The sequence below is a fragment of the Streptomyces sp. NPDC058257 genome (assembly GCF_042881845.1).
In the GTDB taxonomy this organism is placed as follows: domain Bacteria; phylum Actinomycetota; class Actinomycetes; order Streptomycetales; family Streptomycetaceae; genus Streptomyces.
In genome coordinates, this window is record NZ_JBHVXJ010000009.1 from 137,512 (window position 1) to 158,782 (window position 21,271).

18 protein-coding genes and 1 pseudogene are annotated in these 21,271 nt (G+C 69.4%); 11 read left to right on the forward strand and 8 right to left on the reverse strand.

Going from position 1 to position 21,271, the window contains the following annotated elements:
- Window positions 1-88: 88 nt before the first annotated feature.
- A complete protein-coding gene (locus ACFVXC_RS22470; protein ID WP_389907723.1) occupies window positions 89-1,807 on the forward strand; it encodes an adenine deaminase C-terminal domain-containing protein in 1,719 nt (572 codons plus the stop codon).
- Window positions 1,808-1,904: 97 nt separating this feature from the next.
- On the opposite strand, the gene ACFVXC_RS22475 is transcribed toward ACFVXC_RS22470, so the two are convergent.
- Entirely contained in the window at window positions 1,905-3,497 is a 1,593-nt protein-coding gene (locus tag ACFVXC_RS22475) for a long-chain-fatty-acid--CoA ligase (protein ID WP_389907725.1), read from the reverse strand.
- Window positions 3,498-3,708: 211 nt separating this feature from the next.
- Between ACFVXC_RS22475 and ACFVXC_RS22480 the strand changes: the two genes are divergently transcribed.
- On the forward strand, window positions 3,709-4,881 hold the full coding sequence (locus tag ACFVXC_RS22480; RefSeq protein ID WP_389907727.1) for a TetR/AcrR family transcriptional regulator: 1,173 nt from the start codon (window positions 3,709-3,711) through the stop codon (window positions 4,879-4,881).
- Between the two features lie 176 nt (window positions 4,882-5,057).
- Here the strand turns inward: ACFVXC_RS22480 and ACFVXC_RS22485 are convergent, their stop codons facing one another.
- Window positions 5,058-6,266 carry an oxygenase MpaB family protein gene (locus ACFVXC_RS22485; RefSeq protein WP_389907729.1) on the reverse strand — a complete coding sequence of 403 codons (1,209 nt, stop codon included), beginning with the start codon at window positions 6,264-6,266 and terminating at the stop codon, window positions 5,058-5,060.
- Window positions 6,267-6,516: 250 nt separating this feature from the next.
- Here ACFVXC_RS22485 and ACFVXC_RS22490 point away from each other — a divergent pair, with 250 nt between their 5' ends.
- Genes ACFVXC_RS22490 through ACFVXC_RS22505 form a run of 4 tightly spaced genes read left to right on the forward strand, consistent with a single transcriptional unit; the run spans window position 6,517 to window position 10,903 of the window.
- Entirely contained in the window at window positions 6,517-8,163 is a 1,647-nt protein-coding gene (locus ACFVXC_RS22490; protein WP_389907731.1) for a succinic semialdehyde dehydrogenase, read from the forward strand.
- An 8-nt stretch (window positions 8,164-8,171) separates the two neighbouring features.
- On the forward strand, window positions 8,172-8,639 hold the full coding sequence (locus ACFVXC_RS22495; RefSeq protein ID WP_389907733.1) for a DUF4334 domain-containing protein: 468 nt from the start codon (window positions 8,172-8,174) through the stop codon (window positions 8,637-8,639).
- Window positions 8,636-9,688, forward strand: a complete 1,053-nt coding sequence (locus ACFVXC_RS22500; RefSeq protein WP_389907735.1) for an alcohol dehydrogenase catalytic domain-containing protein — start codon at window positions 8,636-8,638, stop codon at window positions 9,686-9,688. The genes ACFVXC_RS22495 and ACFVXC_RS22500 overlap by 4 nt, the downstream gene beginning before the upstream one ends.
- 51 nt (window positions 9,689-9,739) lie before the next feature.
- Window positions 9,740-10,903, forward strand: coding sequence for an acyl-CoA dehydrogenase family protein (locus tag ACFVXC_RS22505; protein ID WP_389907737.1), 1,164 nt, complete (start codon window positions 9,740-9,742; stop codon window positions 10,901-10,903).
- Between the two features lie 78 nt (window positions 10,904-10,981).
- Here ACFVXC_RS22505 and ACFVXC_RS22510 read toward each other — a convergent pair whose 3' ends face one another.
- Both ACFVXC_RS22510 and ACFVXC_RS22515 read right to left on the reverse strand, forming a co-directional pair.
- On the reverse strand, window positions 10,982-11,203 hold the full coding sequence (locus tag ACFVXC_RS22510; RefSeq protein WP_389907739.1) for a hypothetical protein: 222 nt from the start codon (window positions 11,201-11,203) through the stop codon (window positions 10,982-10,984).
- 526 nt (window positions 11,204-11,729) lie between these two features.
- Window positions 11,730-11,924, reverse strand: a complete 195-nt coding sequence (locus ACFVXC_RS22515; protein ID WP_389907741.1) for a hypothetical protein — start codon at window positions 11,922-11,924, stop codon at window positions 11,730-11,732.
- A gap of 290 nt (window positions 11,925-12,214) precedes the next feature.
- On the opposite strand from ACFVXC_RS22515, the gene ACFVXC_RS22520 reads away from it, so the two are divergent.
- Complete coding sequence (locus ACFVXC_RS22520; protein ID WP_389908067.1) at window positions 12,215-12,589, forward strand: VOC family protein; 375 nt, start codon at window positions 12,215-12,217, stop codon at window positions 12,587-12,589.
- A gap of 228 nt (window positions 12,590-12,817) precedes the next feature.
- On the opposite strand, the gene ACFVXC_RS22525 is transcribed toward ACFVXC_RS22520, so the two are convergent.
- The gene (locus tag ACFVXC_RS22525) at window positions 12,818-13,177 is read right to left on the reverse strand and encodes a DUF6479 family protein (RefSeq protein WP_389907743.1); all 360 of its coding nucleotides are present in this window, start codon (window positions 13,175-13,177) and stop codon (window positions 12,818-12,820) included.
- Between the two features lie 196 nt (window positions 13,178-13,373).
- Entirely contained in the window at window positions 13,374-13,853 is a 480-nt protein-coding gene (locus ACFVXC_RS22530) for a VOC family protein (RefSeq protein ID WP_389907745.1), read from the reverse strand.
- Between the two features lie 498 nt (window positions 13,854-14,351).
- On the opposite strand from ACFVXC_RS22530, the gene ACFVXC_RS22535 reads away from it, so the two are divergent.
- A complete protein-coding gene (locus ACFVXC_RS22535; RefSeq protein ID WP_389907747.1) occupies window positions 14,352-15,656 on the forward strand; it encodes a lipase family protein in 1,305 nt (434 codons plus the stop codon).
- A 495-nt stretch (window positions 15,657-16,151) separates the two neighbouring features.
- Here ACFVXC_RS22535 and ACFVXC_RS22540 read toward each other — a convergent pair whose 3' ends face one another.
- Window positions 16,152-17,012 (reverse strand): SDR family oxidoreductase, encoded by an 861-nt coding sequence (locus ACFVXC_RS22540; RefSeq protein ID WP_389907749.1) that lies wholly within the window; start codon window positions 17,010-17,012, stop codon window positions 16,152-16,154.
- 89 nt (window positions 17,013-17,101) lie between these two features.
- On the opposite strand from ACFVXC_RS22540, the gene ACFVXC_RS22545 reads away from it, so the two are divergent.
- Complete coding sequence (locus ACFVXC_RS22545) at window positions 17,102-17,830, forward strand: TetR/AcrR family transcriptional regulator (RefSeq protein WP_389907751.1); 729 nt, start codon at window positions 17,102-17,104, stop codon at window positions 17,828-17,830.
- 255 nt (window positions 17,831-18,085) lie between these two features.
- On the opposite strand, the gene yicI is transcribed toward ACFVXC_RS22545, so the two are convergent.
- Window positions 18,086-20,323 (reverse strand): alpha-xylosidase, encoded by a 2,238-nt coding sequence (gene yicI / locus ACFVXC_RS22550; RefSeq protein WP_389908069.1) that lies wholly within the window; start codon window positions 20,321-20,323, stop codon window positions 18,086-18,088.
- 408 nt (window positions 20,324-20,731) lie between these two features.
- Between yicI and ACFVXC_RS22555 the strand changes: the two are divergent.
- Window positions 20,732-20,878: pseudogene (locus ACFVXC_RS22555) on the forward strand (xylose isomerase); the annotation flags it as partial.
- An 11-nt stretch (window positions 20,879-20,889) separates the two neighbouring features.
- A complete protein-coding gene (locus ACFVXC_RS22560) occupies window positions 20,890-21,156 on the forward strand; it encodes a hypothetical protein (protein ID WP_389907753.1) in 267 nt (88 codons plus the stop codon).
- Window positions 21,157-21,271: the final 115 nt, after the last annotated feature.

The window sequence follows — 21,271 nt, forward strand, 5'->3', positions numbered from 1 at the left end:
CCGCCCCACGGCCGCGACGACAACCACCCTCCGGGGGCGGTCCGCACCCGCCCGCGCGTGACGACACCCTTTCAAGGAGCACGAGCACATGAGTGAGCAGCACGACCTCCGGATCAGCGGTGGGCGCGTGATGTCCACCTTCACCGGTGAGGAGTTCGCCGCGGACGTACTGGTGCGGGGCGACCGGATCACCGCGGTGCTCCCGCCCGGTACCCCGGCCACGGCCCGTGAGGAGATCGACGCGGCCGGCATGCTGATCGTCCCCGGCTTCGTGGACGCCCACATGCACATCGAGAGCGCGTTCCTGACGCCTCAGGAGTTCGCCGCCGTGACGCTGGCCCGCGGCACGACGACCGTCCTCGCCGACCCGCACGAGATCGTCAACGTCGCAGGCCGGGACGCCATGCGCTGGATGATCGACGCGGGCCGCCAGACCGCCCAGACCCAGCTGTGGGGCGTTCCCTCGTGCGTACCCGCGCTGGAGGGCCTGGAGCACGCCGGGGCAGCTCTCTCCGCCGACGACATCGCGGACATGCTGGAGTGGCCGGGTGTCGTCGCACTGGGCGAGGTCATGGACTACCGCGCCGTCGTCGCGGGCGACCGCCGCATGCACGAGATCACCGCCGTGGCCCGCGCGCACGACGCGATCCTCGACGGCCACTGCCCGAACCTGACCGGCGCGGAACTGAGCGCGTACCTGGCCACCGGTGTGGACTCCGACCACACCAAGAACCGCACCGAGGTGGTCCTGGAGAAGGCACGCCTGGGCATGACGATGATGCTCCAGGAGAAGTGCCTCACCCCGGACGTGGCCACAGCTCTGCTGTCCTTGCCCCAGCTCCCGCCGTTGTGCCTGGTCACGGACGACCTCGCGGCCGACCACATCGTCGAGCGAGGCCACCTGGACCACATCGCGCGGGTCGCCGTGGCCGCCGGGTTCCCGCCCCATGCCGTCCTCAAGGCCCTGACCTGGACGCCGGCCCAGCGTCTGCGGCTCCACGACCGCGGCGTCGTCTCGCCGGGCAAGCGGGCCGACCTGGTCCTGCTGCGGGGCGAACTCGCCGCGTTCGAGCCCGCACTGGTGCTGGCGGGTGGCCACATCGTGGGCCGCGACGGCGCACCGGTACAGGAGACACCCGCATCGGAGACCCTCGCCGTACCGCCCCTGGACAGTCGCGTGGACGTAGAGCCCCAGGACGAGGACGGCTTCCGCTGGCGCGTGGACCTGCCGGACGGCACGCACCGCTTCCGGGCCATGAGCGTCAACCCGCGCGACACCTACACCGAAGCGACCGAGGTCGAGCTCCCGGTCTCGGGCGGCGAGGTGCACTGGGAGGGACGGACCACACTGGTGCGCGTACGCAACCGCTACGGACGCCCCGGCGTGGTCTTCGCCCCGCTGCTGGGCCGGGATCTGGGGGAGGGCGCCGTGGCATCGACGTACGCCCACGACAGCCACAACCTCCTGACGATCGGCACCTCACGTGCGGCGATGGCCGCGGCCGCCGCGACCGTCGTCGCGGACGGGGGAGGGGTGGCCGTCGTCCGGGGCGCCGAGGGCGCAACCGTGGCGGCGCGCATGCCGCTGCCCGTGGGCGGCGTGCTGTCCGCCCGCCCGGCCCACGACGTCGCCGACCAGGCCGCCGCGGTGCGCACGGCTCTGGAAACCTGGGGCTGGAACCACCTCAACCCGTTCATGAGCGTGTCGACCCTGACCCTCGCCGTCTCACCCGCCCTCAAGATCACCGATCGCTCACTGGTGGACGTGGCACGCCGTGAACCGGTCACCGCAACGATTACTGACTGACCGGAGAAGGCCGAGCGAGCCGCCGGAGCAGCCGGACTTGAGGCGGTTGCACTGCACAGGTCCGGCTGCTTGTTCACGGCGCGCGCCCCTGGCCGGCTCAGGGGCGCGCCGGTGTGCCCGCGTCGTCTTCACGCAACTGGCCCTTGATGACTTTTCCCCCGGCATTGCGGGGAAGTTCGGGAACCAGCCTCAGATCCTTGGGCATCTTGAAGGAGGCGAGTTTCCCGTCGAGGAAGTCGGTCAGCCGGGTCAGTGACAGCTTGCCCCGCGGCGCCAGGGTGACGAAGGCGACCGGCACTTGGCCCCAGCGCTCGTCCGGCCTGCCGATCACCGCGACGTCACGGACCGCGGGGTGTTCGGCGATGACGTTCTCCAGTTCGGCGCAGTAGATGTTCTCGCCGCCGCTGATGATCATGTCTTTCGCGCGGTCGACGACCCAGACGAACCCCTCCGAGTCCTGTTTGACCAGATCTCCGGAGTGGAACCACCCGCCGTGGAAGGCAGCCGCGGTCTCCCGCGGCTTGTTCCAATAGCCCTGCGTCACAGTCGGGCCGCGATAGACGATCTCGCCGACTTCGCCGGCCGGGACGTCGTTCATGGCGGCGTCGACGATGCGGTACTGGAGGGTCGGGATCGGCCGGCCGACCGATCCGAGCTTGCGCAGGGCGTCGGCTCCGCGCAGGACACAGGTGATCGGTGAGGTCTCGGTCTGGCCGAAGACCGCCACGTTGAGAGCCCGGGGAAAGCTCTCGCCCATGGCGCGCAGGGTCGCGTCGCCGGCGGGGGCGGCTCCCCAGCTGATGACGCGCAGCTTGAGGTCGCGCCGGCGGATGTCGGGCTGGGCACAGATCAGCTCCCACTGCTGCGGCACGTTGAAGACGATCGTGGCGCCCTCGCGTTCGTAGGCATCCAGTACGGCGGCGGGGTCGAAGGCCCCCAGGGGATGGATCACCACGGTGCTGCCGACCAGGAAGTTCGCGACGATCGAACCCAGGCCTGCGATGTGGAAGAACGGCGCGGTGAGGAAGCCGACGTCGGAGTCGTCGAAGATGTCCATCGCCCGGATGCAGGTGATCGCCTGTATCTGCAGGTTGCGGTGGGAGAGCATCACGCCCTTGGGCCGGCCGGTGGTCCCCGAGGTGTACATGATCAGCGCGGTCGACTCCTCGCTGATGTCGGGAAGTTCCATCGGTTCGTGCGCCGAGAGGAACTCCTCGTAGGCGAAGGGCGCTTGGGCTCCGGCCGCGCTTGCTGCGACGTCGCCCTGTTCGCCGATCACGATGACCGTGCCGGTCGACGCGGCGGTCGGCACGGCGCGCAGCAGCGGCAGGAGCCGTGCGTCGACGACGATCGCCGCGGGCGTGCAGTCGGTCAGGATGTAGTCGAGTTCCAGGGGCGCCAGCCGGAAGCTGAGTGGCACGGCCATGGCCCCCAGGGTGTTCGCCGCGAACAGGCTTTCCACGAACCAGGGGTGGTTCAGCGTGAGCATGGCCACGCGGTCACCGGCGGCGACCCCGCGGTCGGCGAGGGCGGCGGCCAGTTGGAGCGAGCGGCGCGACAGCTGGGCCCAGGTCGTGGTCTTGCCGAGGTGGCGCAGGGCGGGCTTGTCGGGTCGCATCACAGCGTGGGTGGCCGTATGGGCCATCCAGTGGTGGCGAAAAGTCCATGCAGGAGCCGAATCAACGGGCATGCCACTCCTCGGGTTCCGGATGGGCGGGGGAGGGGTCGGCGGCCATTATGCCCGCGATACGACCGCTCAAGAAGCTTTTTGTTAATGAGGAATCACATCGCGGTGCAGGAGCGTCCGCACCGGGGGCAGGCGGAGCAGTGGCTTCTGACCGCGGATCGTCTTGTGATTCACTGACGCTCATGGCCCTGTCTTCCCGTTTGTGTGCCCGCCGGTGAGCGCCGATCCGATCGCGGCCGTGCGACCGCGCAACCGCAGGCAGCTCATCGTCGAGGCGGCCGGCCGGGTGTTCAGCGAGCACGGCTATCACGCGGCGTCCATGGAGGAGATCGCCTCCGCGGTGAGCATCAGCGCGGCGGCCCTGTACCGGCATTTCCCCAACAAGTACGCCCTGTTCGCCGAGTGCGCCAACGTCATGGTCGACCGGCTCGTCGCCGTGCTCGACGAGGTCGCGCCTGACGCCGGCCCTGCCGAGGTGCTGGGCGCCGTGACCCGGATCGCGGTCAACCACCGTGCCTCGGGCGGCCTCTACCGGTGGGAGGCCCGCTACCTCGAGCACGAGGATCGCCGGCTCCTGCGGGGCAAGTTCGCCCGAGTCGTCGCCCGGGTCGGCGAGAGTGTGCAGCGCGACTGCCCCTCGCCGCGGGCGGAGTTGCGCGCCGCGGCGTCCCTGGGTGCGATCGGGTCCATCACGACCCACCACGTCTCCATCGCCCAGCGCCGGGCCGAGGAAGTGCTGCTGGCTTCCGCCCTGCGCACGGCCGCGACCGATCCGGCGACGGCGCGCGGCCGGGCGCGCCTGGTCGAACTGCCCGCCCAGCCGGTGCCGCGCACCCGGCGTGCGCAGATCCTCGCCGCCGCCATCCCGCTGTTCGCGCGCGACGGGTTCGCCAAGGTGACCAACGGGCGGATCGCCGAGGCGGTGGGCCTGGTCCCCTCCGCCATCTACCGCCACTACCCCAACAAGGTGGACATCCTGGCGGCGGCCTGTCTGCAGGCGGCCGGACTCCTGGACCAGGCGGTCGACCGCAACCTCGACGGGGTGAGTGACCCGCACGACGCCGTGGTGGCACTGGCGGCGACCTATGTGGCCTACAGCTTCGAGCACACCGCGCTCACATGCGTCGCCGAGGCCGAAGTCATCGGTTTGCCGACCGATCTGCAACAGCCCCTGATCCGCGCACAGCGCGACCACATCGCCGTGTGGGAGCAGCAACTGCGATTGGTGCGACCTGAGTTGGACCCGCGGCAGGCGCGCGTCGTGGTGCATGCGGGGTTCGGCGTCGTGGTCGAGGCGGGCCGCCGACTGCGCTGGCAGGACACCCCCGAACACCGCAGCGCCGTCACGGCTCTGGTCGTGGCCGCCCTGGGGGTGGGCTGCCGCTGACCGCTGACCGCTGACCGCTGACCGCGCTCTGCGCCGCATCACCCCAGGAGCGACGGAGCGGAATCCGCGGTCGGCTCCGGGGAGGGCGAGCAACCCCCTGGGCCGGATCGGTGGGCGCAGGACCCCGCGATCCGTTCCGGGAGGTCGCGGGGCGTGACGCGCAGGGGGCCGTGGGTTCAGGCGCCGGGCCGATTGGCGGTGGGCAGGGTGATCGGGGTCCGTGTCGGCGAGGTGCCGTTGTTGAGGAACAGCATGGCGATGCCGCGCACGACCTGGTCGAACAGGTAGAGGCCGTCCGGCACGATGGGGGACAGTCCTTCACGGAACCTGACATACGTCGGCCAGGCGGCCTTGATCAGGACCCGCGACACCCGGTCGTGGGGCAGGTCGAGCCAGTCGGCGTACGTGTCGCTGATCAGATAGCGGACCATCTCGCTGACGAAGCCGGTGGTCAGGCCCAGGGTGGGGTCCTCGACGTATCCGAGGAGCGTCTTGGCCAGGCTGATGCCCTCGGGTGTGGGGGCGACCTTGGGCCACAGCATCTGGTCTGCCTGCGTCTGCGCGTCCGCCCAGGTGGCGGGGATGAACTGGTGCTGCACGCCGAGCAGATGGAGGGCGACTTGCCAGGCGTGCAGGTCGGCTGCCTGCTCGCGGGCGGACAGTTTGATGCCCCACTTCGACAGGTTGTTCTGCGCGACGGTGGCCACGGAATGGAAGGTGACGAGGATGTCGCCGTTGCTGATCGGCTTCGGCTGGTCCGCGCTCTCCATGAAGCGCTTCGACGTCAGCAGCAGGCTGCGGACCGTCGAGTGCACCAGGCGCGTCTTGTTGGCCGAGACCAGGAAGTGTCCCGACGGCTGCCAGGCGGTCGGGCTGTGCAGGTCGTAGCCGAAGGTGAAGGTCTTGGCCGCGCGTTCCTTCATGTCGGCGCCGCCGGCGGACCAGTAGACCGCCCTGGCTTCCCGGGGGATCACGGTGCTCAGAATCCCGCTGCCGAGGCTCTCGGACACGAACAGGTAGCTGTTGAGGCGCTTGTAGAGCTTCTCGGACGCGGCCAGCAGCGCGGGATCGGCCCATGAGGGCAACTGGTTGACCTGCTGCAAGTAGTCGGTCAGGTAGCCCGGCATGCCGGAGGGCAGGGGGTCGCTGTTGTCGACCCACGCTTCCCAGGCCTTGTTGACGGCCGGGATCGAGCCGTCGGCGAGGAGCCGTGCCGCCACGTCGTCCGTGTCCGGGTCCCAGACCGAGAACGGGTCGGTGACCGAGTCGGTTCCGGCGATCGAGCCCTTGGACGACCAGGACCATGCGCCGGGCGCGCTCGTCACGCTCGCGAGTCCCAGCACGGCGCCGATCGACAGAGCGCGCCTTCTGGTGAGATTGTCCATTTACTTGCCCGCCTTCCGTGTGTGCGCTACATCGTCTTGATTACCGGCCTGACATGGAGACTTCGGACCGGTCATGAGGTTGTTCCGTGCTGTGATTTTTGATTAACATAATGACGCGTCAGGTCATCGGCAAGACCTCTGCACGGTCCGGAAACCGCTGCCGTCGCCCCTGCACCACGCGGCAACGCCGTGACCTGGCTCAAGCGCCGCCGCATCCGACCCGCATCCGTCCGGCACCCCGAGGAGCCCCATGAACACGGAGCAGGACCAGACCGAAGCGCCGCCGCCCCCGCCTCCTCCGCCGACGTCACCGTCCGCGGCCGACTCACGGCCCGCCTGGGTCTCCGGCGAACTGCTCGAGCGGTGGTGCGCGTGGGTACACCGCGACCCGACCCGCCGGGAGCCGCACGCACCCGGGCCGGTGACCGCGCTCGCGCCGTGGGACCTGACGCCCACCGCGCCCGTCCCCCTCTGCACTCCGCAGGACGTCGAATCCGCGGCCCGCGCGGCCCGGTCCGCGCAGCGCGAGTGGGCGCGCACCCCGCCGGCATGCCGGGCAGAGACCGTGCTCGCCTTTCACGACCTGCTCCTTGAGCGGCAGGACCAGGTGCTCGACCTCATCCAGTGGGAGACGGGCAAGGCCCGCTACCACGCCTGGCAGGAGGTGGCGCAGGTGGCAGCCATCGCGAGGCACTACGCCCGCCGCGCCGCCCGCTATCTGGCCCCGCGTCGCGTACGCGGCATGGTCCCCGGCCTGACCAAGGTCAACGAGCTGAGAGTGCCCAAGGGCGTGGTCGGCATCATCTCGCCGTGGAACTACCCCCTGTACCTGGGGGCCGGCGACGTCCTCCCGGCACTCCTGGCCGGCAACGCCGTCGTCTCCAAGGCCGATTCCCAGACCGCACTGACCCTGTTGTGGACACGGGCGCTGCTGCACGAGGCGGGCCTGCCCGCCGACCTGTGGCAGATCGTCGTCGGTGACGGGCCCGTCGTGGGCACCGCCGTGACCGACGCCGTCGACTTCGTCTCCTTCACCGGCTCGACCGCCACCGGACGCACCGTCGCCCAGCGCGCCGCGCGACGGCTGGTGGGAGCCTCGCTCGAACTCGGCGGCAAGAACCCGCTGATCGTTCGCGAAGACGCAGACATCTCCGCCGCGGCGGCCGGCACGATCACGGCCGCCTTCGCCAACACCGGGCAGATGTGCATCCACATCGAACGCGTCTACGTGCACGAGAAGGTCTACGACGCCTTCCGTGCACAACTCGTCCGGGCCACGCGGGCGCTGCGCCTGGGACGGTCCTACGACTACGCGGCCGACCTCGGGCCGCTCGTCTCGCCGGCGCGGCTCGCCGCGGTCCGCGCCCACGTCGATGACGCCCTGGCCAAGGGGGCCAAGGCGCTTGCCGGGGGCCGGGCCAGGCCCGACATCGGCCCCCTGTTCTACGAACCCACCATCCTCGAAGGCGTCACCGCCGAGATGCACGCCTGCCGGAGCGAAACCTTCGGCCCGGTCCTCGCGCTGTATCCCTATGCCACCGACGACGAGGCGCTGAGACTGGCCAACCAGGGAACCTACGGCCTGTCGGCCTCCATCTGGTCCAAAGACACCCGCGAGGCCGCCCGCATGGCCGCGCTCATCCGCTGCGGATCGGTCAGCATCAACGACGGCGCCGCCGCCGCAGCCGGCAGCATCGAAGCCGGCATGGGCGGCACGGGCGACAGCGGCCTTGGCCGCCGCCACGGAGCCGAGGGCATCCGCAAGTACACCGAGAGCCGGACCGTCGCCGTGCAGCGCCTCATGCCACTGGGCCCGTCACCGAAACAATCGGTCGAAAGCTTCGTCAGCCGCACCAACAGCCAACTGTCCCTGCTACGTCGGCTGCGTGTCCGATGACCAACGACATGATCTCTGTACGCGAGCGGTGGCGAGCCCTGCGGACAGCGGCAGGTCCGGTCGACCCGGACGAGCTCGACGCCCTGTGGACCGACCTAGAAGTCGTCGACGCCTCATCAATTCTGGGCTCCTGGACGGGGTTCGCCTTCTCCACCGGCCATCCCATCGAGCAGGTGCTGACCCAGAGCCGCTGGCACGGCAAACGGTTCATCGCCCTGGACGACGCCAAACCGCTGATCTGCCGGGCCCAGGACGGCAGCCTCTACTCCGACACCACCGCGGGCCGAGGCGAGGCCAGCCTCTGGAACATCGAATTCCGAGGCGAAGTGACCGCCACGATGGTCTACGACGGCATGGCGGTGTTCGACCACTTCAAGTGGGTGGACGACACCACCCTCCTGGGCGTGATGAACGGCAAGGCCAGCGCGGTCTCCGCCGGCGGGCACCTCTTCTACTTCGGGTTGGAGCGCGAGTGAGAATCACCGCGCTGCTCTCGCGCGGCTCCGCGGCCGGCGAACTCGTCGACGCCGAGCTTGACGACCCCCGGCCCGACGAGGTGACCGTCCGGATCGAAGCGGTCGGGGTGTGCCACACCGACCTGCTCACCCGCAAGAAGCTCGGAGAGCAGCCCGCTGTCCTCGGCCACGAAGGCTGCGGCACCGTCGAACGCCTGGGACCGGCCGCCGACGGGCTCACCCTCGGGGAGCGGGTCGTGATCTCCTTCGCCTCGTGCGGAGGATGCGCACAGTGCCGGGCCGGCCTGCCCGGGTACTGCGCCTGGGCGGCCGCGCTCAACGGTTCGGGACGGCGGCTCGACGGATCGCCAACCTTGCGTGTGGGTGACGAGCCGGTCTTCGGGGCCTTCTTCGGTCAGTCGTCCTTCGCCACGGTCGCACTGACCGATGCCCGCTCCTGCGTCCCTGTCGGCGACGCGCCACCCGAAGTCGCCGCACCCCTGGGATGCGGATTCCTCACCGGCGCGGGCGCGGTGCTGAACGTCCTTCGCCCCCTACCCGGCGACCGCCTGCTGGTCATCGGCGCCGGTGGCGTGGGCGCCGTCGCCGCACTGACGGCGCTGTCCGAAGGTGTCGAAGTCGTCGTGGTGGAGCCCGTCGCGGCACGCCGCGCCCTGCCCGCCCAGTACGGCGCCACGACCGTCGGCTCCCTGAAGGAACCGATGCCGACGGTGACCCACGCACTGGACACCACAGGCCGCGCCGAGTCGATCACCCGCGCGCTCACCCTGCTCCAGCCGAGCGGGGTCCTGGCGCTGGTCGGCCTCGGGCCTGCCGAAGTCGCCCTCGACGTACGCTCCTTGATGCTGCGCGGGCTACAGGTGCGAGGCTGCGTCGAGGGCGATGCCGAACCCTCGGCCCTCATCCCGGAACTGATCCAGCGCTTCCGACGCGGACTCCTGCCCCTCGACCGCCTGGTGACCACCTACGCCCTGGCCGACTTCGACCGGGCGGTGGCCGACCAGCAGGCCGGTCGGACGCTGAAGCCGGTCCTCCTGCCCGGCACCTGACCGCGGGCACCATCCTTCCCTCTTCGACAATGATCTGGAACAGGAGTCCTGATGGCCGACGTGATCTCCGCCGAGCGGTCTCTGTACGAGGACGAGCACGAGCTACTGCGGGAGACGGCCCGCGCCTTCGCCGACAAGCACGCCGAGCCGCACGCCGAGCAGTGGAGGGCCGAGGGCAAGGTCGACCGTGAGCTCTTCCGCGAAGCCGCCCGAGCGGGGATCCTCGGCTTCAACATCCCCGAGGAACACGGCGGCGCAGGGGTCAGCGACTACCGCTTCAACGCGGTGATCGGCGAAGAGTTCTCCCGCCACGCCGCATCGGACGGGCTCGCCTCGCTGACGCTGTCCAACGACATCGTCGTCCCCTACTTCACCGACCTGACCGACGACGACCAAAAGGCCCGCTGGCTGCCGGGTATCGCCGCCGGAGAGCTCGTCGTCGCGGTCGCGATGACCGAACCCAAATCCGGCAGCGACTTGGCCGGCATCGCCACCACCGCCGTCCGCGACGGCGACGACTACGTGGTCAACGGCAGCAAGGTCTTCATCTCCAACGGCCAGAACGCCGACCTCGTCGTCACCGCCGTACGCACCGGACCGGACCGGCACGGCGGGATCAGCCTGCTGGTCATCGAGGCGGCCCGGTCCGGCTTCTCCCGTGGGCGCAACCTGGACAAGGTCGGCCTGCATGCCCAGGACACCAGCGAGCTGTTCTTCCAGGACGTCCGGGTACCGGCGGCCAATCTGCTGGGCCAGGAGGGCACGGGCTTCAAGGCCCTGATGCGCAACCTGCCCCAGGAGCGGATCTCGATAGCCGCCAACGCGGTGGCGTCCGTCGAGGGCGTACTCGAACGCACCCTGGAATATGTCAGGGAACGCAAGGCGTTCGGCCGCCCGATCGGCTCGTTCCAGAACACCCGCTTCGAACTGGCCGACATGGTGACCACCGCTCGGGTCGGGCGCGCCTACCTGGACGACCTGCTCGCCCGCCACTCGCGGGGCGAACTGAGCGCGGTGGATGCCGCGTCGGCGAAGTTCTGGGCCACCGAACGGTACGTCGACATCGTCGGCCGCTGCCTTCAACTGCACGGCGCCTACGGCTACATGCTCGAATACCGCATCGCCCACGACTACCTGGACTCGCGCATCACCACCATCTACGGCGGCACTACCGAGATCATGAAGGAGATCGTGGGCCGGGACCTGGGCCTGTAGGGATCCGTGGGCCAAGTGCTGCTAACTGACTTTCACCGCGATCCGCCTCTGGCTGCGCTTCCGCGTGCCGGGTGCCCCTTACTCGTCGGGATGGCCGTGATGCCCGAGCAGGCCAAGTGCCGTCAGCACAGTGACACAGAGCGTCATCCAGCCGATGAACGCGCCGCCGCCGTACAGCACCGCACCAGGCACCGGTGCCCCTGCCTCATGCGAAAGCACCCCTGCCACTACCGCTACCAGCAGCGACGATACGAAGGACAGGAGTGCGAGAAGTACCTGAATGGGAAAAGTCAGCCTCACCAGTCGATCCCTTCACCAAGGTGATCGACCAGTCGGCGGGCAGCCTCAGCTCGACCACCGCATGCGGATGGCCTGCTGAGGCTCTGCGACGATTAGAGACTCATCGTGCTCATTGCCTGTCGAGATGGAAGCACTGTCCCCCATCGGACACGTCGCCAGGGCTTGTGGCTCTCGAATGAGCAACGCAAAGCCTAGCGGCGGGTGTTGAAGATCGCCAGTATGCGCTGCTGGCACGGCTCGCCACGGACAAGGCCGATCCCCGCACTCCCCGCAAGCCATCTCCGCACGGCAGCAGACTCACGCCCATCAGTGCGGCGGCCGACACGACGAATATCAAATTCGCGCGCAGGTCCCTGATGCCATAGAGAAAGGTCAGGGGGGCATGACGGGCGCGGCGCCGTACTGCCTGAACGTCCGTGGGACATCGGTGACAGCGCGCACGCAGACCGGCTGGAGAACTGGAGTGAGCAGCGAAAGGCAGGAAAGCTCCTGGTGTCGCAAGCGCGTCCGGTCGTGCGGGGTGGGGTCAGCCGACGCCGTTCTCGGGATGGGCCGGCTTTTGCAGCCCCCAGTACTCACCCGAGCAGTCCGATGGCAGGGGAGGGAAGCGGTGGGTTTTCACGTCTGTGCTCCAGTGGTGCTCTCCACCGCAGTCACATTCGTAGATTCCGCTGGCAGGCACGATCTCTCCGGGGTGCCATGCCGCCTTCTCCTCGCTCATTGCTCCTTTCTACGACAGAACCGCGCACTCCGCGACCGGGCCGTCAGTGGAGCAGACCCGTGGCCCGAGGCGAGCTCATCAGATTCCCTGCCGTGCACGGCAGGGACCGGGGAAGGTAGGTCTGGTGCCTGGCCCTCAAGGGCCTGACCGGTCGGGCGAGCGGCTGTCCAGGGCTCCTCTGCGTGATCCGGCGTACCACCGTGCCTGTGTGCATGGCCGCGGGGGAGAGGGGTACGACCCTTCCCGTACGGAGTGTCACGGAAGTGACCCAAGGGAAAAGAGTGTCGGAAGTGATTCGAAAGCTGCAGGCGGTCGCGCTGGACTGCGCTGATCCGGTACGGCTCGCGGCGTTCTACGCGGAACTGCTCGGCGGCCGGGTGGTCGAGGATCCCGGGGATTCCGACTGGATCGAGGTGCACGGGTTCGAGGGCACGCCGCTTGCCTGCCAGCGGGTGGATGGTTACCGCCCGCCCGAGTGGCCCGGCCAGCAGCATCCGCAGCAGCTTCACCTGGACTTCGACGTGGACGACCTCGACGGGGAGGAGAAGCGGGCTCTCAGCCTCGGCGCCACCGTGCTGGAGCGAACCGACCAACTCAATCCGGAAGCCAACTGGCGGATCTACGCGGACCCTGCCGGCCATCCGTTCTGCCTCTGCGTGCACTGAGCCCAGCGAGCCCAGCCTGTGAGGCAGGGGCGGCTCGCCCGGAAGCTCGGGCGGGGCTGAGAGGCGGCACCAGACACCCGTCCGCGGTCTCCGGTCCGGGCACAGGGCCTCGTACCGCGTCGGGAGCTCGCGGGACGGGCGATGTCCGGGCGGCGCAGCCAGTGAGGCGCCGCCCGGAGAGCTGGACCCTGCGGGCCCGCGCTGCCCCTCGTCGAGTAGGCATGCCGGTCAGCCGAGGCCGCCGCTGCCGAAGCTGCCGCCACCCGGCTTCTTGTGGTCCTGCGGGTCCTGCGACGGGCTGCGGTGTGTGCCCGGAGTGCCGTAATTGCCGTCGAGTTCAGTCGGCCTGAGCCGACCGCCGTCGCGTGGCACTTCGTTGGGCTCCCGAAACTCCTGGACTTCCCGCACGGGGCCGTCCTCGGGCAGCTTCGGCTGCTCGTCCGGCCGCGGTGGCGCGGGTTCACGCGACCGAACTCGACGCCCCCACATAAAGGCGGCCAGAAGAACCCCGACCACGACCAGTCCGACGATCCACATGAGCAAGGCCGTGCCGGATGATGCGGCTATTTCCCACTGCATGGATTCCATAGCAGTGTTGTACCCGGCTTCCTCGACTCGTACCAGCCGAACCTATGAGAGGGGTCGGCTGATATCTGATCGCATGAATTCCTGCCGTCCATTGGCTCCCGGTCCGGAAGGAATTCCCGCCGCAGCGCCTTTCCGGCAGCGACAGAGCCAGATGGTGAGAAGAGTGTGCGCGGGCAGAACCCCGGGCCCGGTTATTTCACCCGCAAGGGCGAGGCAGCCGAATTAGCTTCCCTGTACTCCTGGCTGAAGGGGTTGGGTGAAGCGGTTGGGTGAAGCGCAGCATGTTGCCGGAGGGATCGAGGAAGACGCAGTCGCGGACGCCGTCGGCCCGGGCAATCGGTTCTTGCATCACTTCAGCGCCCGCGGATTCGATGCGCTCGAACGTGGCGTCGCAATCGGTGGTCGAGAAGACGAGACGGCTCAGCAGGCCGAGGGCCATCAGGCCCCAGAGCGCCTGCCGGTTCGCCGACGAGACGACCGGGTCCCCGGTGGGTGCTTCGAGGATGATGTGCGTAGTCGGCTGCGCCGGCGAGCGGACGCCGACTCGCCGCGTACCCGGGGGCCCAGCCTCGTCGCGGACCTCGAAGCCGAGGGCGTCACGGTAGAAGCCGAGGGCTTCGTCCACGTCGTGGACGGCCAGGGCACAGGACGCGAGCTCGAGATCCGTGCCGGTCACCGAAGGTCCCTGTCTGCGGCGGAGAGAAAGACGACATCGACAACGCTCGGCCGCTCCGGGTCGGTGTCGACGGCGATATGGGTGATCTTCCCGTCGTGGACGGTGAAGGTGAAGACGGCCTTCGGCTGGCCGCGATGCGACCAGACGGCCGCCGGGGTGCCGTCGACCAGGGCGAGTCGGGCCGCCTGAGCTCGGCCTGCGAAGAATGCCGCAACCTCGTGGGAGCCGCGGTGTCGCCGAGGCCGGGTTCCAGCAGGATCGCGGCGGCGGGGATATCGAGGTCGACGGGGTGCTCGCGGAGGTAGAGCAGAGAGAGGTAGAGCAGAGAGAGGTAGAGCAGGAGGGGTCCAGCCGGAAGGCGCAGCTGCCAAAGGGGGCGACCGCTCGCCAGTCGGCATAGTGCCGACGCGGGCCGCTGCACGCCTATGGCTGTATTACTGACGGGTCAGTACGGTGCTTCCCAACCCCCCTAGCCCACAGGAGAGTTGGGAGAGCCGCATGATGCCAGCCTCACGCAGACGATCAATGGCCGCGGGTACGGTGCTCGCGGTGACGGTGCTCGGGCTTCCCGGGTCCGCCGCAGCGCAGGGCGAGAACGCCCCGAACGCCACCCGCTCAACCCACTCCGCGGTGCAGGCTGCCGGGAAATCCCTCGGCGCCGCGCAGCACGGCAAGGGCAAGCACCACGGTCAAGACGGCCAGCATCCCCGCAAGCACCCGGGAAAGAAGAAGACCCCCGGCGCGCTCCTCAGCTCGAAGCCGTCCTCATTCCAGTACACGCCGGGCGTTCCGACCCCCACCAAGGCCTGGAAGATCACCTACCGGTCGACCTCCGCCAACGGACGGCCCAACGCGGTCTCCGGCACCGTGATCGTCCCCGATGACGGCAAGACCACCCCGCGCCCGCTGATCACATACGCCGTCGGCACGGTCGGTCTCGGCGACAAGTGCGCGCCATCCGCCGGATTCCCGGGCGGCACGACAGCCGAGGCCCCGCTCGTCAACGCCGCGCTGGTACGAGGCTACGCCGTCGTCGTCACCGACTACGAGGGCCTCGGCACCCCCGGCGATCACACCTACATGGTCGCGAAAGCCCAGGGCAGCGCCGTGCTCGACGCGGCACGTGCCGCCCAACGCCACTCCGGGGCGGCGAAGTACGGGGTGGACGCCAAGGCGCCCGTCGGCATCATGGGCTACTCGCAGGGCGGCGCCGCGAGCGCGAAAGCCGCCGAAATGGCGGCGACCTACGCTCCCGAGTTGAAGGTCAAGGGAACGGCGAGCGGCGGCGTTCCCGCCGATCTCACCAAAGTCGCCGACTCGCTGGAGGGCGGGGACAGTGCCGGATACCTGCTGATGTCCGCCGTCGGCCAGAACGCCGCCCACCCGCGCCTGGCCCTCGGCAAGTATCTCAACGCCGAAGGTCGCAAGCTTGTCCGAGTAGTGCGGAGCGAATGCGTCGGTACGGTCCTGGAGGCTGGACGCGGCAAGGCGATCGAGGACGTCACGACGTCCAACCCGCTGGAGCGGCCGGACTGGCAGCGGGTCATCGCCAAGCAGTTCATCGGCTCCCAGCGCCCGTCGGCGCCCACGTTCGTGTACCACGGGGATGCGGATGAGACGATCCCCTACGCGGTGGGCCAGAAGCTGCGGGCCGACTGGTGCGCGAAGGGCAACGCCGTGCAGTGGACCTCCTTCGCCGGGCAATCCCACGTGGGAACGGCCATCCAGGGCAACGGCCCGGCACTTGAGTGGCTTGGCCGACGTTTCGCCGGCGAACCCGCATCCGGCAACTGCGGTACCTGAGCCGCACGGCTCCTGATCGCCTCTCCGCCACCGTCCGGGGCAGCGGCGGAGAGGCGCAGATGTCTGTCGGCGGGCTCGGGCGTCGTTACGTCAGATGGGGCTCGCCCGCATTGCCCGGCCTGCCCACACCGCGGGCGTCGACGATGCGGGAATCCCTCGGCGCCCGCGCGCTTGGTGCCGGGTACTGGGCGTACTGCGCGTACTGGGCGTACTGGGCCCAGGTTCACCGCCGGGGGACGACCCGCCCCCCGGCCCGCGGCGATGGACGCAGCTCTCGGGGTGGCCGCCCGCGAGCGGCGTGCGCTGGTCGCCCGCCGTCACGAAGACCAGGTCGCCGAAGAGCTCGAACCAGGACGCGCGGCTCGTCTGCGGCGCCGGGGCTTGTGCCCGAGGTCGCCGGTCGGGTGTTCCACGTCCTCGGGCGGCAGAGGGCGGCAGAGGGCGAGCCTTGGTGGGTGGCGAGTCAGGCCGGACTGTCTGCGCGCCCCACTGGATCTATTCGGCCCAGGCACGCTCCAGCTGGCTTCGGAAGGTGGCGGGCTTTCGCCCGATCAGCTCGGCCAGCGTCGAGTCGACAGCGGTGAACTCGCCATTCCGCGCCGCGGTGAAGATGCTCAGCATCAGGTCCGCGACAGGGGCCGGGGCGCCGTGCGCCAGGGCCTGCTCTCGGAAGACGTCGTCAGGGAGGACGGAGCGGGTGAAGGGCCGTCCGGTGGTCTCGGACGCGATCTCGGCGATGGTGCCGAAGTCGAGCGCCGCCGGGCCTGTGAGCGGCGGGGTGGGCCCCTCGAAGCGGGGCTCCTCGGCGAGGATCACCGCAGTGGCCTCGGCGAGGTCGTCGTGGCCGGTCCAGGCGACGGGGCCGTCGGCGGGGAGGGCGACCTCGCCCGTGTGGCGGCTGGATTCCAGGAACTGCAGGGCGCTGGAGTCGTAGAAGCCGTTGCGCAGCGCGGTCCAGGGCAGGCCGGTGGCGTGCAGCAGATCCTCGGTCTGGGCGTGGTCCCGGCATGCCTGGAAGCGGGCGTCGTGGGCGGCGCCCATCTGGCTGGTGTAAAGGATGCGGCCGACGCCGGCCTGCACGGCGGCGTCGATGGCGGTGCGGTGGCCGCTGACGCATTCCTGGCCTGTGCGGTCCAGGGAGACGAGGAGCAGTTGCTCGGCGCCCTCGAAGGAGTGCACGAGTGACGTGGGGTCGTCGAAGCTGCCCTGCCGGACACGGACGCCGCGGTCGGCGAGGTCCCTGGCCTTGCGGGGGTCGCGGACGCTGATGCCGACGCGGTCGGCGGGGACACGCTCCAGGAGGCGCTCGACGGTGCGGCGGCCGAGCTTTCCGGTGGCTCCGGTCACGATGATCATTGATTTCTCCGTGGACTGTTTCCGATGGAATCACTACCACGGTAACACTGGTAATTCCGTTGGAACCAGTTCCTCGCTATCATCGCTTCATGGCTACGCGCGACTCAACCGACAGCCCTCGGCGCCGCATCGTCGAGGCCGCCGTCGAATTGCTGGAGAAGGGCGGTCCTGACGCGGTGAGCACCCGCGCGGTCGCGGCCGCGGCCGGAATGCAGCCGCCGGCGATCTACCGCCTCTTCGGCGATAAGGAGGGGCTTCTGGAGGCTGTCGCCGAGCACGGCTACGCGCAGTTCCTGGAGAGGAAGCGCGCGCAGCTCGACCCCGCCCCGCAGGACCCGGTGGACGAGCTGCGCCGCGGCTGGGACATGGTGGTCGAGTTCGGGGTCTCCCGCCCCGAGCTGTTCGCGGTGATGAATCGGGCCGTCGGCCGGGGATCAGACGCAGCACACCGCGCGGGCCTGGAGGTCCTCCACGGGCGGGTGCGCCGGCTGGCGGCCCGGGGCTGGCTGCGGGTCGACGAGGAGCTGGCCGCCCAGATCATCCAGGCAACCGGCCAGGGCGCGGTCATTACGTGGCACTCCACGCCTGCGGACCGCCGCAATCCGGCGCTGTTGACCGTCCTGCGTGAGTCCATGGTCGCGGCTGTCACTCGCGCTGAGCCGGTGGTCCCCGCCTCGGAGTCCGGTCCCCGCGCGGCGGCCCGCGCGCTGCGCGCCGCCCTCCCCGACGGCGCTGATGTCCTGAGCGACGCCGAGCAGCGCCTGCTGCGTGAGTGGCTCACGCGCCTGGCGGCCGACGGTCGCGCGCCACATGCCTGATCACGCGTCAGGCACCCTCGTGCGGGTTGAATCGTCCGAGGGGAGATTGTGCGATGAAGCGGCCTCCACGGGGTGAGGCAGTGGGTGACCACACGACTCCGGCAGGCTTGCCCTTGCCCATGACGTGCCGCCGTCCTTGATCACGTCTCCGCCGCCCACTGTTGACAACGCTCGTGGTCGATACAACTGCACAAGCCAGCGGGTCCCCCGCCCCGTGACGCCCGTCGATGACGGGGCATCACGGAGCTTCGGACTTCACAGACCGGCCGACCCCACCATGCGCGGAGCGCCGCGTCCTTCCGGCGGGGTCACGGTCACCGTCGTGCCCGACGGCTCGCGCGTCACCTGGTAGGCAGCGGCAGGGCGGCCGGTGTGGTCGGGGACATCGACCGTCACCTGGTGTGCGTCGGAGGTGACGAGCAGGGTGAGGTCGTCGAGCCAGTCTCCGTCGGGTCGTTGTGTGTCGGAGCCCAGCGGCAGGACCGCTCCCGGGCGGACGTACAGGGGCAGGCTGTCGAAACCGTGCCGCTCGCGGCGCCAGACCGGGCCCTGGACGTGTTCGCCGGTCAGGAGGTGGGTCCAGGTGCCCTGGGGCAGGTAGTACTCGACGTCGCCGTCGGCCGAGAAGACCGGGGCGACGAGCAGGTCGGGGCCGAGCATGTACTGCCGGTCCAGGCCGCGGGCGGTGGGGTCCTCGGGGAACTCGAGGAGCATGGGCCGCATCAGTGGCACGCCGGTGTGGTGAGCTTCGGCCGCGGCTCCGTACAGGTAGGGCATGAGCCGGTGCTTGAGCCTGGTGAACTGCCGTGTCACCTCCACGGCTTCCTCCCCGAACTCCCACGGCACCCGGTAGGAGCTGGAGCCGTGCAGGCGACTGTGGGAGGAGAGCAGGCCGAAGGCGAGCCAGCGCTTGAAGACCGCCGGGTCGGGGGTGCCCTCGAAGCCGCCGATGTCGTGCGACCAGAAGCCGAATCCCGACAACGACAGGGACAGACCGCCGCGCAAAGACTCCGCCATCGCGCCGAACGAGGAGAAACAGTCGCCGCCCCAGTGCACGGGATACTGCTGGCCGCCCGCCGTCGCCGAACGCGCGAACAAGGCAGCCTCGCCCGTGCCGCGTTCCTTCTCCAGGAGCTCGAAGACGGTGCGGTTGTACAGGTGCGTGTAGTAGTTGTGCATACGCTCCGGGTCGGAGCCGTCGTGCCAGAGCACGTCGGTGGGTATGCGCTCGCCGAAGTCGGTCTTGAAGCAGTCGACGCCCTGGTCGAGCAGCACCTTCAGCTTCGCCTGGAACCAGGCGCAGGCCTGAGGGTTCGTGAAGTCGACGAGCGCCATGCCCGCCTGCCACAGGTCCCACTGCCAGATGTCGCCGGTGGTCCGCTTCACCAGATATCCCGCGGCGGCGGCCTCGTCGAACAGGTCGGACTTCTGCGCGATGTACGGGTTGATCCACACGGAGATCTTCAGTCCCCGTCCCTTCAGCCGGGCCAGCATGCCCTCGGGGTCGGGGAAGACATCCGGATCCCACTGGAAGTCCGACCACTGGTACTCGCGCATCCAGAAGCAGTCGAAGTGGAAGACGCTCAGCGGAATGTCGCGCTCGGCCATGCCGTCGACGAAGGACGTCACCGTCTCCTCGTCGTACCGCGTGGTGAATGAAGTGGTGAGCCACAGTCCGAACGACCACGCAGGCGGCAGTGCGGGGCGGCCGGTGAGGGCGGTGTAGCGGCGCAGGACGTCTTTGGGGGTGGGGCCCGCGACGATGAAGTACTCCAGCGTCTGGTCCTGGACGCTGAACTGCATCTGGCCGACCGACTCCGAGCCGATCTCGTAGCTCACCTTGCCGGGGTGGTTGACGAACACGCCGTATGCGCCGGTGGGGGAGAGGTGCAGGCTGAAGGGGACGTTCTTGTAGGCCTGTTCGCTGTTCGTGCCGCCGTCGGCCTGCCACATGTCCACGACCTGGCCGTTCTTGACGAACGGCGTGAAGCGTTCGCCCAGACCGTAGACCTGTTCGCCGACGCCGAGCGCCAGCCGACCGGCCATGTGATGTTCGCCGTCGCCAGTGGTGAAGAAGGCTGTGCTCTTGCGGCCCGCCGATGTCACTTCGTGGCCGTCCGCGTCATGGAACGACAGCGTCCAGGGTGCGGCCTTGTCCAGGCGTGCGGTGAGGGGGCCGCTGGTCAGCTCGATGATGTCGCCGTCGCGGCGCACTTGGCCGACCCCGGTGTCGGCGCCCGGCAGGCCGAAGTCCGGGCCGAGGTGGCGTTTGCCCGCCAGGTGTGTGGTGCGTACGCCGATGACGCCCTCGGCAGGGGAGAAGCAGTCGACGGTCAGCAGGGGCGAGTTGAGGGTGTCGCCGCGCCGCTCGACGCGCTTGATCGCGGCGTGGGCGGTGAAGCGGTCGGCGTCGGCTCGGACGCTGCGGACCTCGGTCGCGTACGAGGCCTCGACCCCGTCGCGCATGAGCCAGAAGCCGTCGGTGAACTTCATGATCTTCCTCAGGGTGGTGCGGGGCGGCAGTTCGGGTCGCAGGAGCCGTCGGAGGCAGGGGGCGGCCGGTGCCAGGTCTCGGGTCGAGGGAGACAGGGCGGGCGAGGTGTTGTCGTGGAGCAGGGCGCGGCGAACTTCCCTGCCGATGACGGCGCTGGTCGGTGGCGTGGAGTCCCTCAACTGGCTTGTGATCTTGAAGGTGAAGTAGCTGCCCTCGCCATTTGATCGTACAGAAAACAAAACGGCAAGGGCTCTTCCTCGGTGCGATCGCGGAAGCGCTTCGATTGCTGATAGCACCATGTGATGACGCTTTTGTGGGACGTGAAGTTGGCTCCGGGGGCTAGCGTCGAAGCGCTTGGTGCCGTATTAGTCATGTCGGAAAACAAACCCGCAGCAAAGGGCCGCACCATGTCCGACCACTTCACCCCCACCCCCGAAGACACGTCCACGTTCGGTCTGTTGACCGTCGATTGGCGGGGTGACGATCCCTTCGGCGACGCCACTCGCCCGGCGCCGAACCTCGTCGACTCCGTACGCCGGCGCGCACCGACGGGGCCGACGGCGTGATGGAGTCCGCGAAGAACCGCATGCGCAACCCGCCGATCCTCAAGGGGAGTTCGGACGCACTCCGGTCCGCCCCTCAGGTGTGGCGAGCGCCGTATGACTCCCGCCCCGATCAGCCTGCACAACCCACAGCCACTGAGGGCCTGGCCGAACTCATGGCCGGCCAGGGCGCGTACGAGAACCACGACGTGAACGCCGCCGCCCGGCGCCCCATGGCCGTTGAGCGCCTCGACCAGCTCGCCATGGAGCACCTGCTCGGCGCGCGCTGATCCGTGCACCCCGCGATCGAGCCCGTACGGCCCAGGCCGGATCCGTACCGGGACCTACGAACACCTGCGAACACCCCCGGCGGGACACGGGCGTCCCGCCGGGCCGGCCACCCCT

Bases quoted from the DNA above. Each gene is read 5' to 3' on its own strand.
- ACFVXC_RS22470 (WP_389907723.1), top strand. From the start codon at position 89: ATGAGTGAGCAGCACGACCTCCGGATCAGCGGTGGGCGCGTGATGTCC.
- ACFVXC_RS22475 (WP_389907725.1), bottom strand. From the start codon at position 3,497: ATGCCCGTTGATTCGGCTCCTGCATGGACTTTTCGCCACCACTGGATG.
- ACFVXC_RS22485 (WP_389907729.1), bottom strand. From the start codon at position 6,266: ATGGACAATCTCACCAGAAGGCGCGCTCTGTCGATCGGCGCCGTGCTG.
- ACFVXC_RS22490 (WP_389907731.1), top strand. From the start codon at position 6,517: ATGAACACGGAGCAGGACCAGACCGAAGCGCCGCCGCCCCCGCCTCCT.
- ACFVXC_RS22495 (WP_389907733.1), top strand. From the start codon at position 8,172: ATGATCTCTGTACGCGAGCGGTGGCGAGCCCTGCGGACAGCGGCAGGT.
- ACFVXC_RS22505 (WP_389907737.1), top strand. From the start codon at position 9,740: ATGGCCGACGTGATCTCCGCCGAGCGGTCTCTGTACGAGGACGAGCAC.
- ACFVXC_RS22515 (WP_389907741.1), bottom strand. From the start codon at position 11,924: ATGAGCGAGGAGAAGGCGGCATGGCACCCCGGAGAGATCGTGCCTGCC.
- ACFVXC_RS22525 (WP_389907743.1), bottom strand. From the start codon at position 13,177: ATGGAATCCATGCAGTGGGAAATAGCCGCATCATCCGGCACGGCCTTG.
- ACFVXC_RS22535 (WP_389907747.1), top strand. From the start codon at position 14,352: ATGATGCCAGCCTCACGCAGACGATCAATGGCCGCGGGTACGGTGCTC.
- ACFVXC_RS22540 (WP_389907749.1), bottom strand. From the start codon at position 17,012: ATGATCATCGTGACCGGAGCCACCGGAAAGCTCGGCCGCCGCACCGTC.
- ACFVXC_RS22545 (WP_389907751.1), top strand. From the start codon at position 17,102: ATGGCTACGCGCGACTCAACCGACAGCCCTCGGCGCCGCATCGTCGAG.
- yicI (WP_389908069.1), bottom strand. From the start codon at position 20,323: ATGAAGTTCACCGACGGCTTCTGGCTCATGCGCGACGGGGTCGAGGCC.
- ACFVXC_RS22560 (WP_389907753.1), top strand. From the start codon at position 20,890: ATGGAGTCCGCGAAGAACCGCATGCGCAACCCGCCGATCCTCAAGGGG.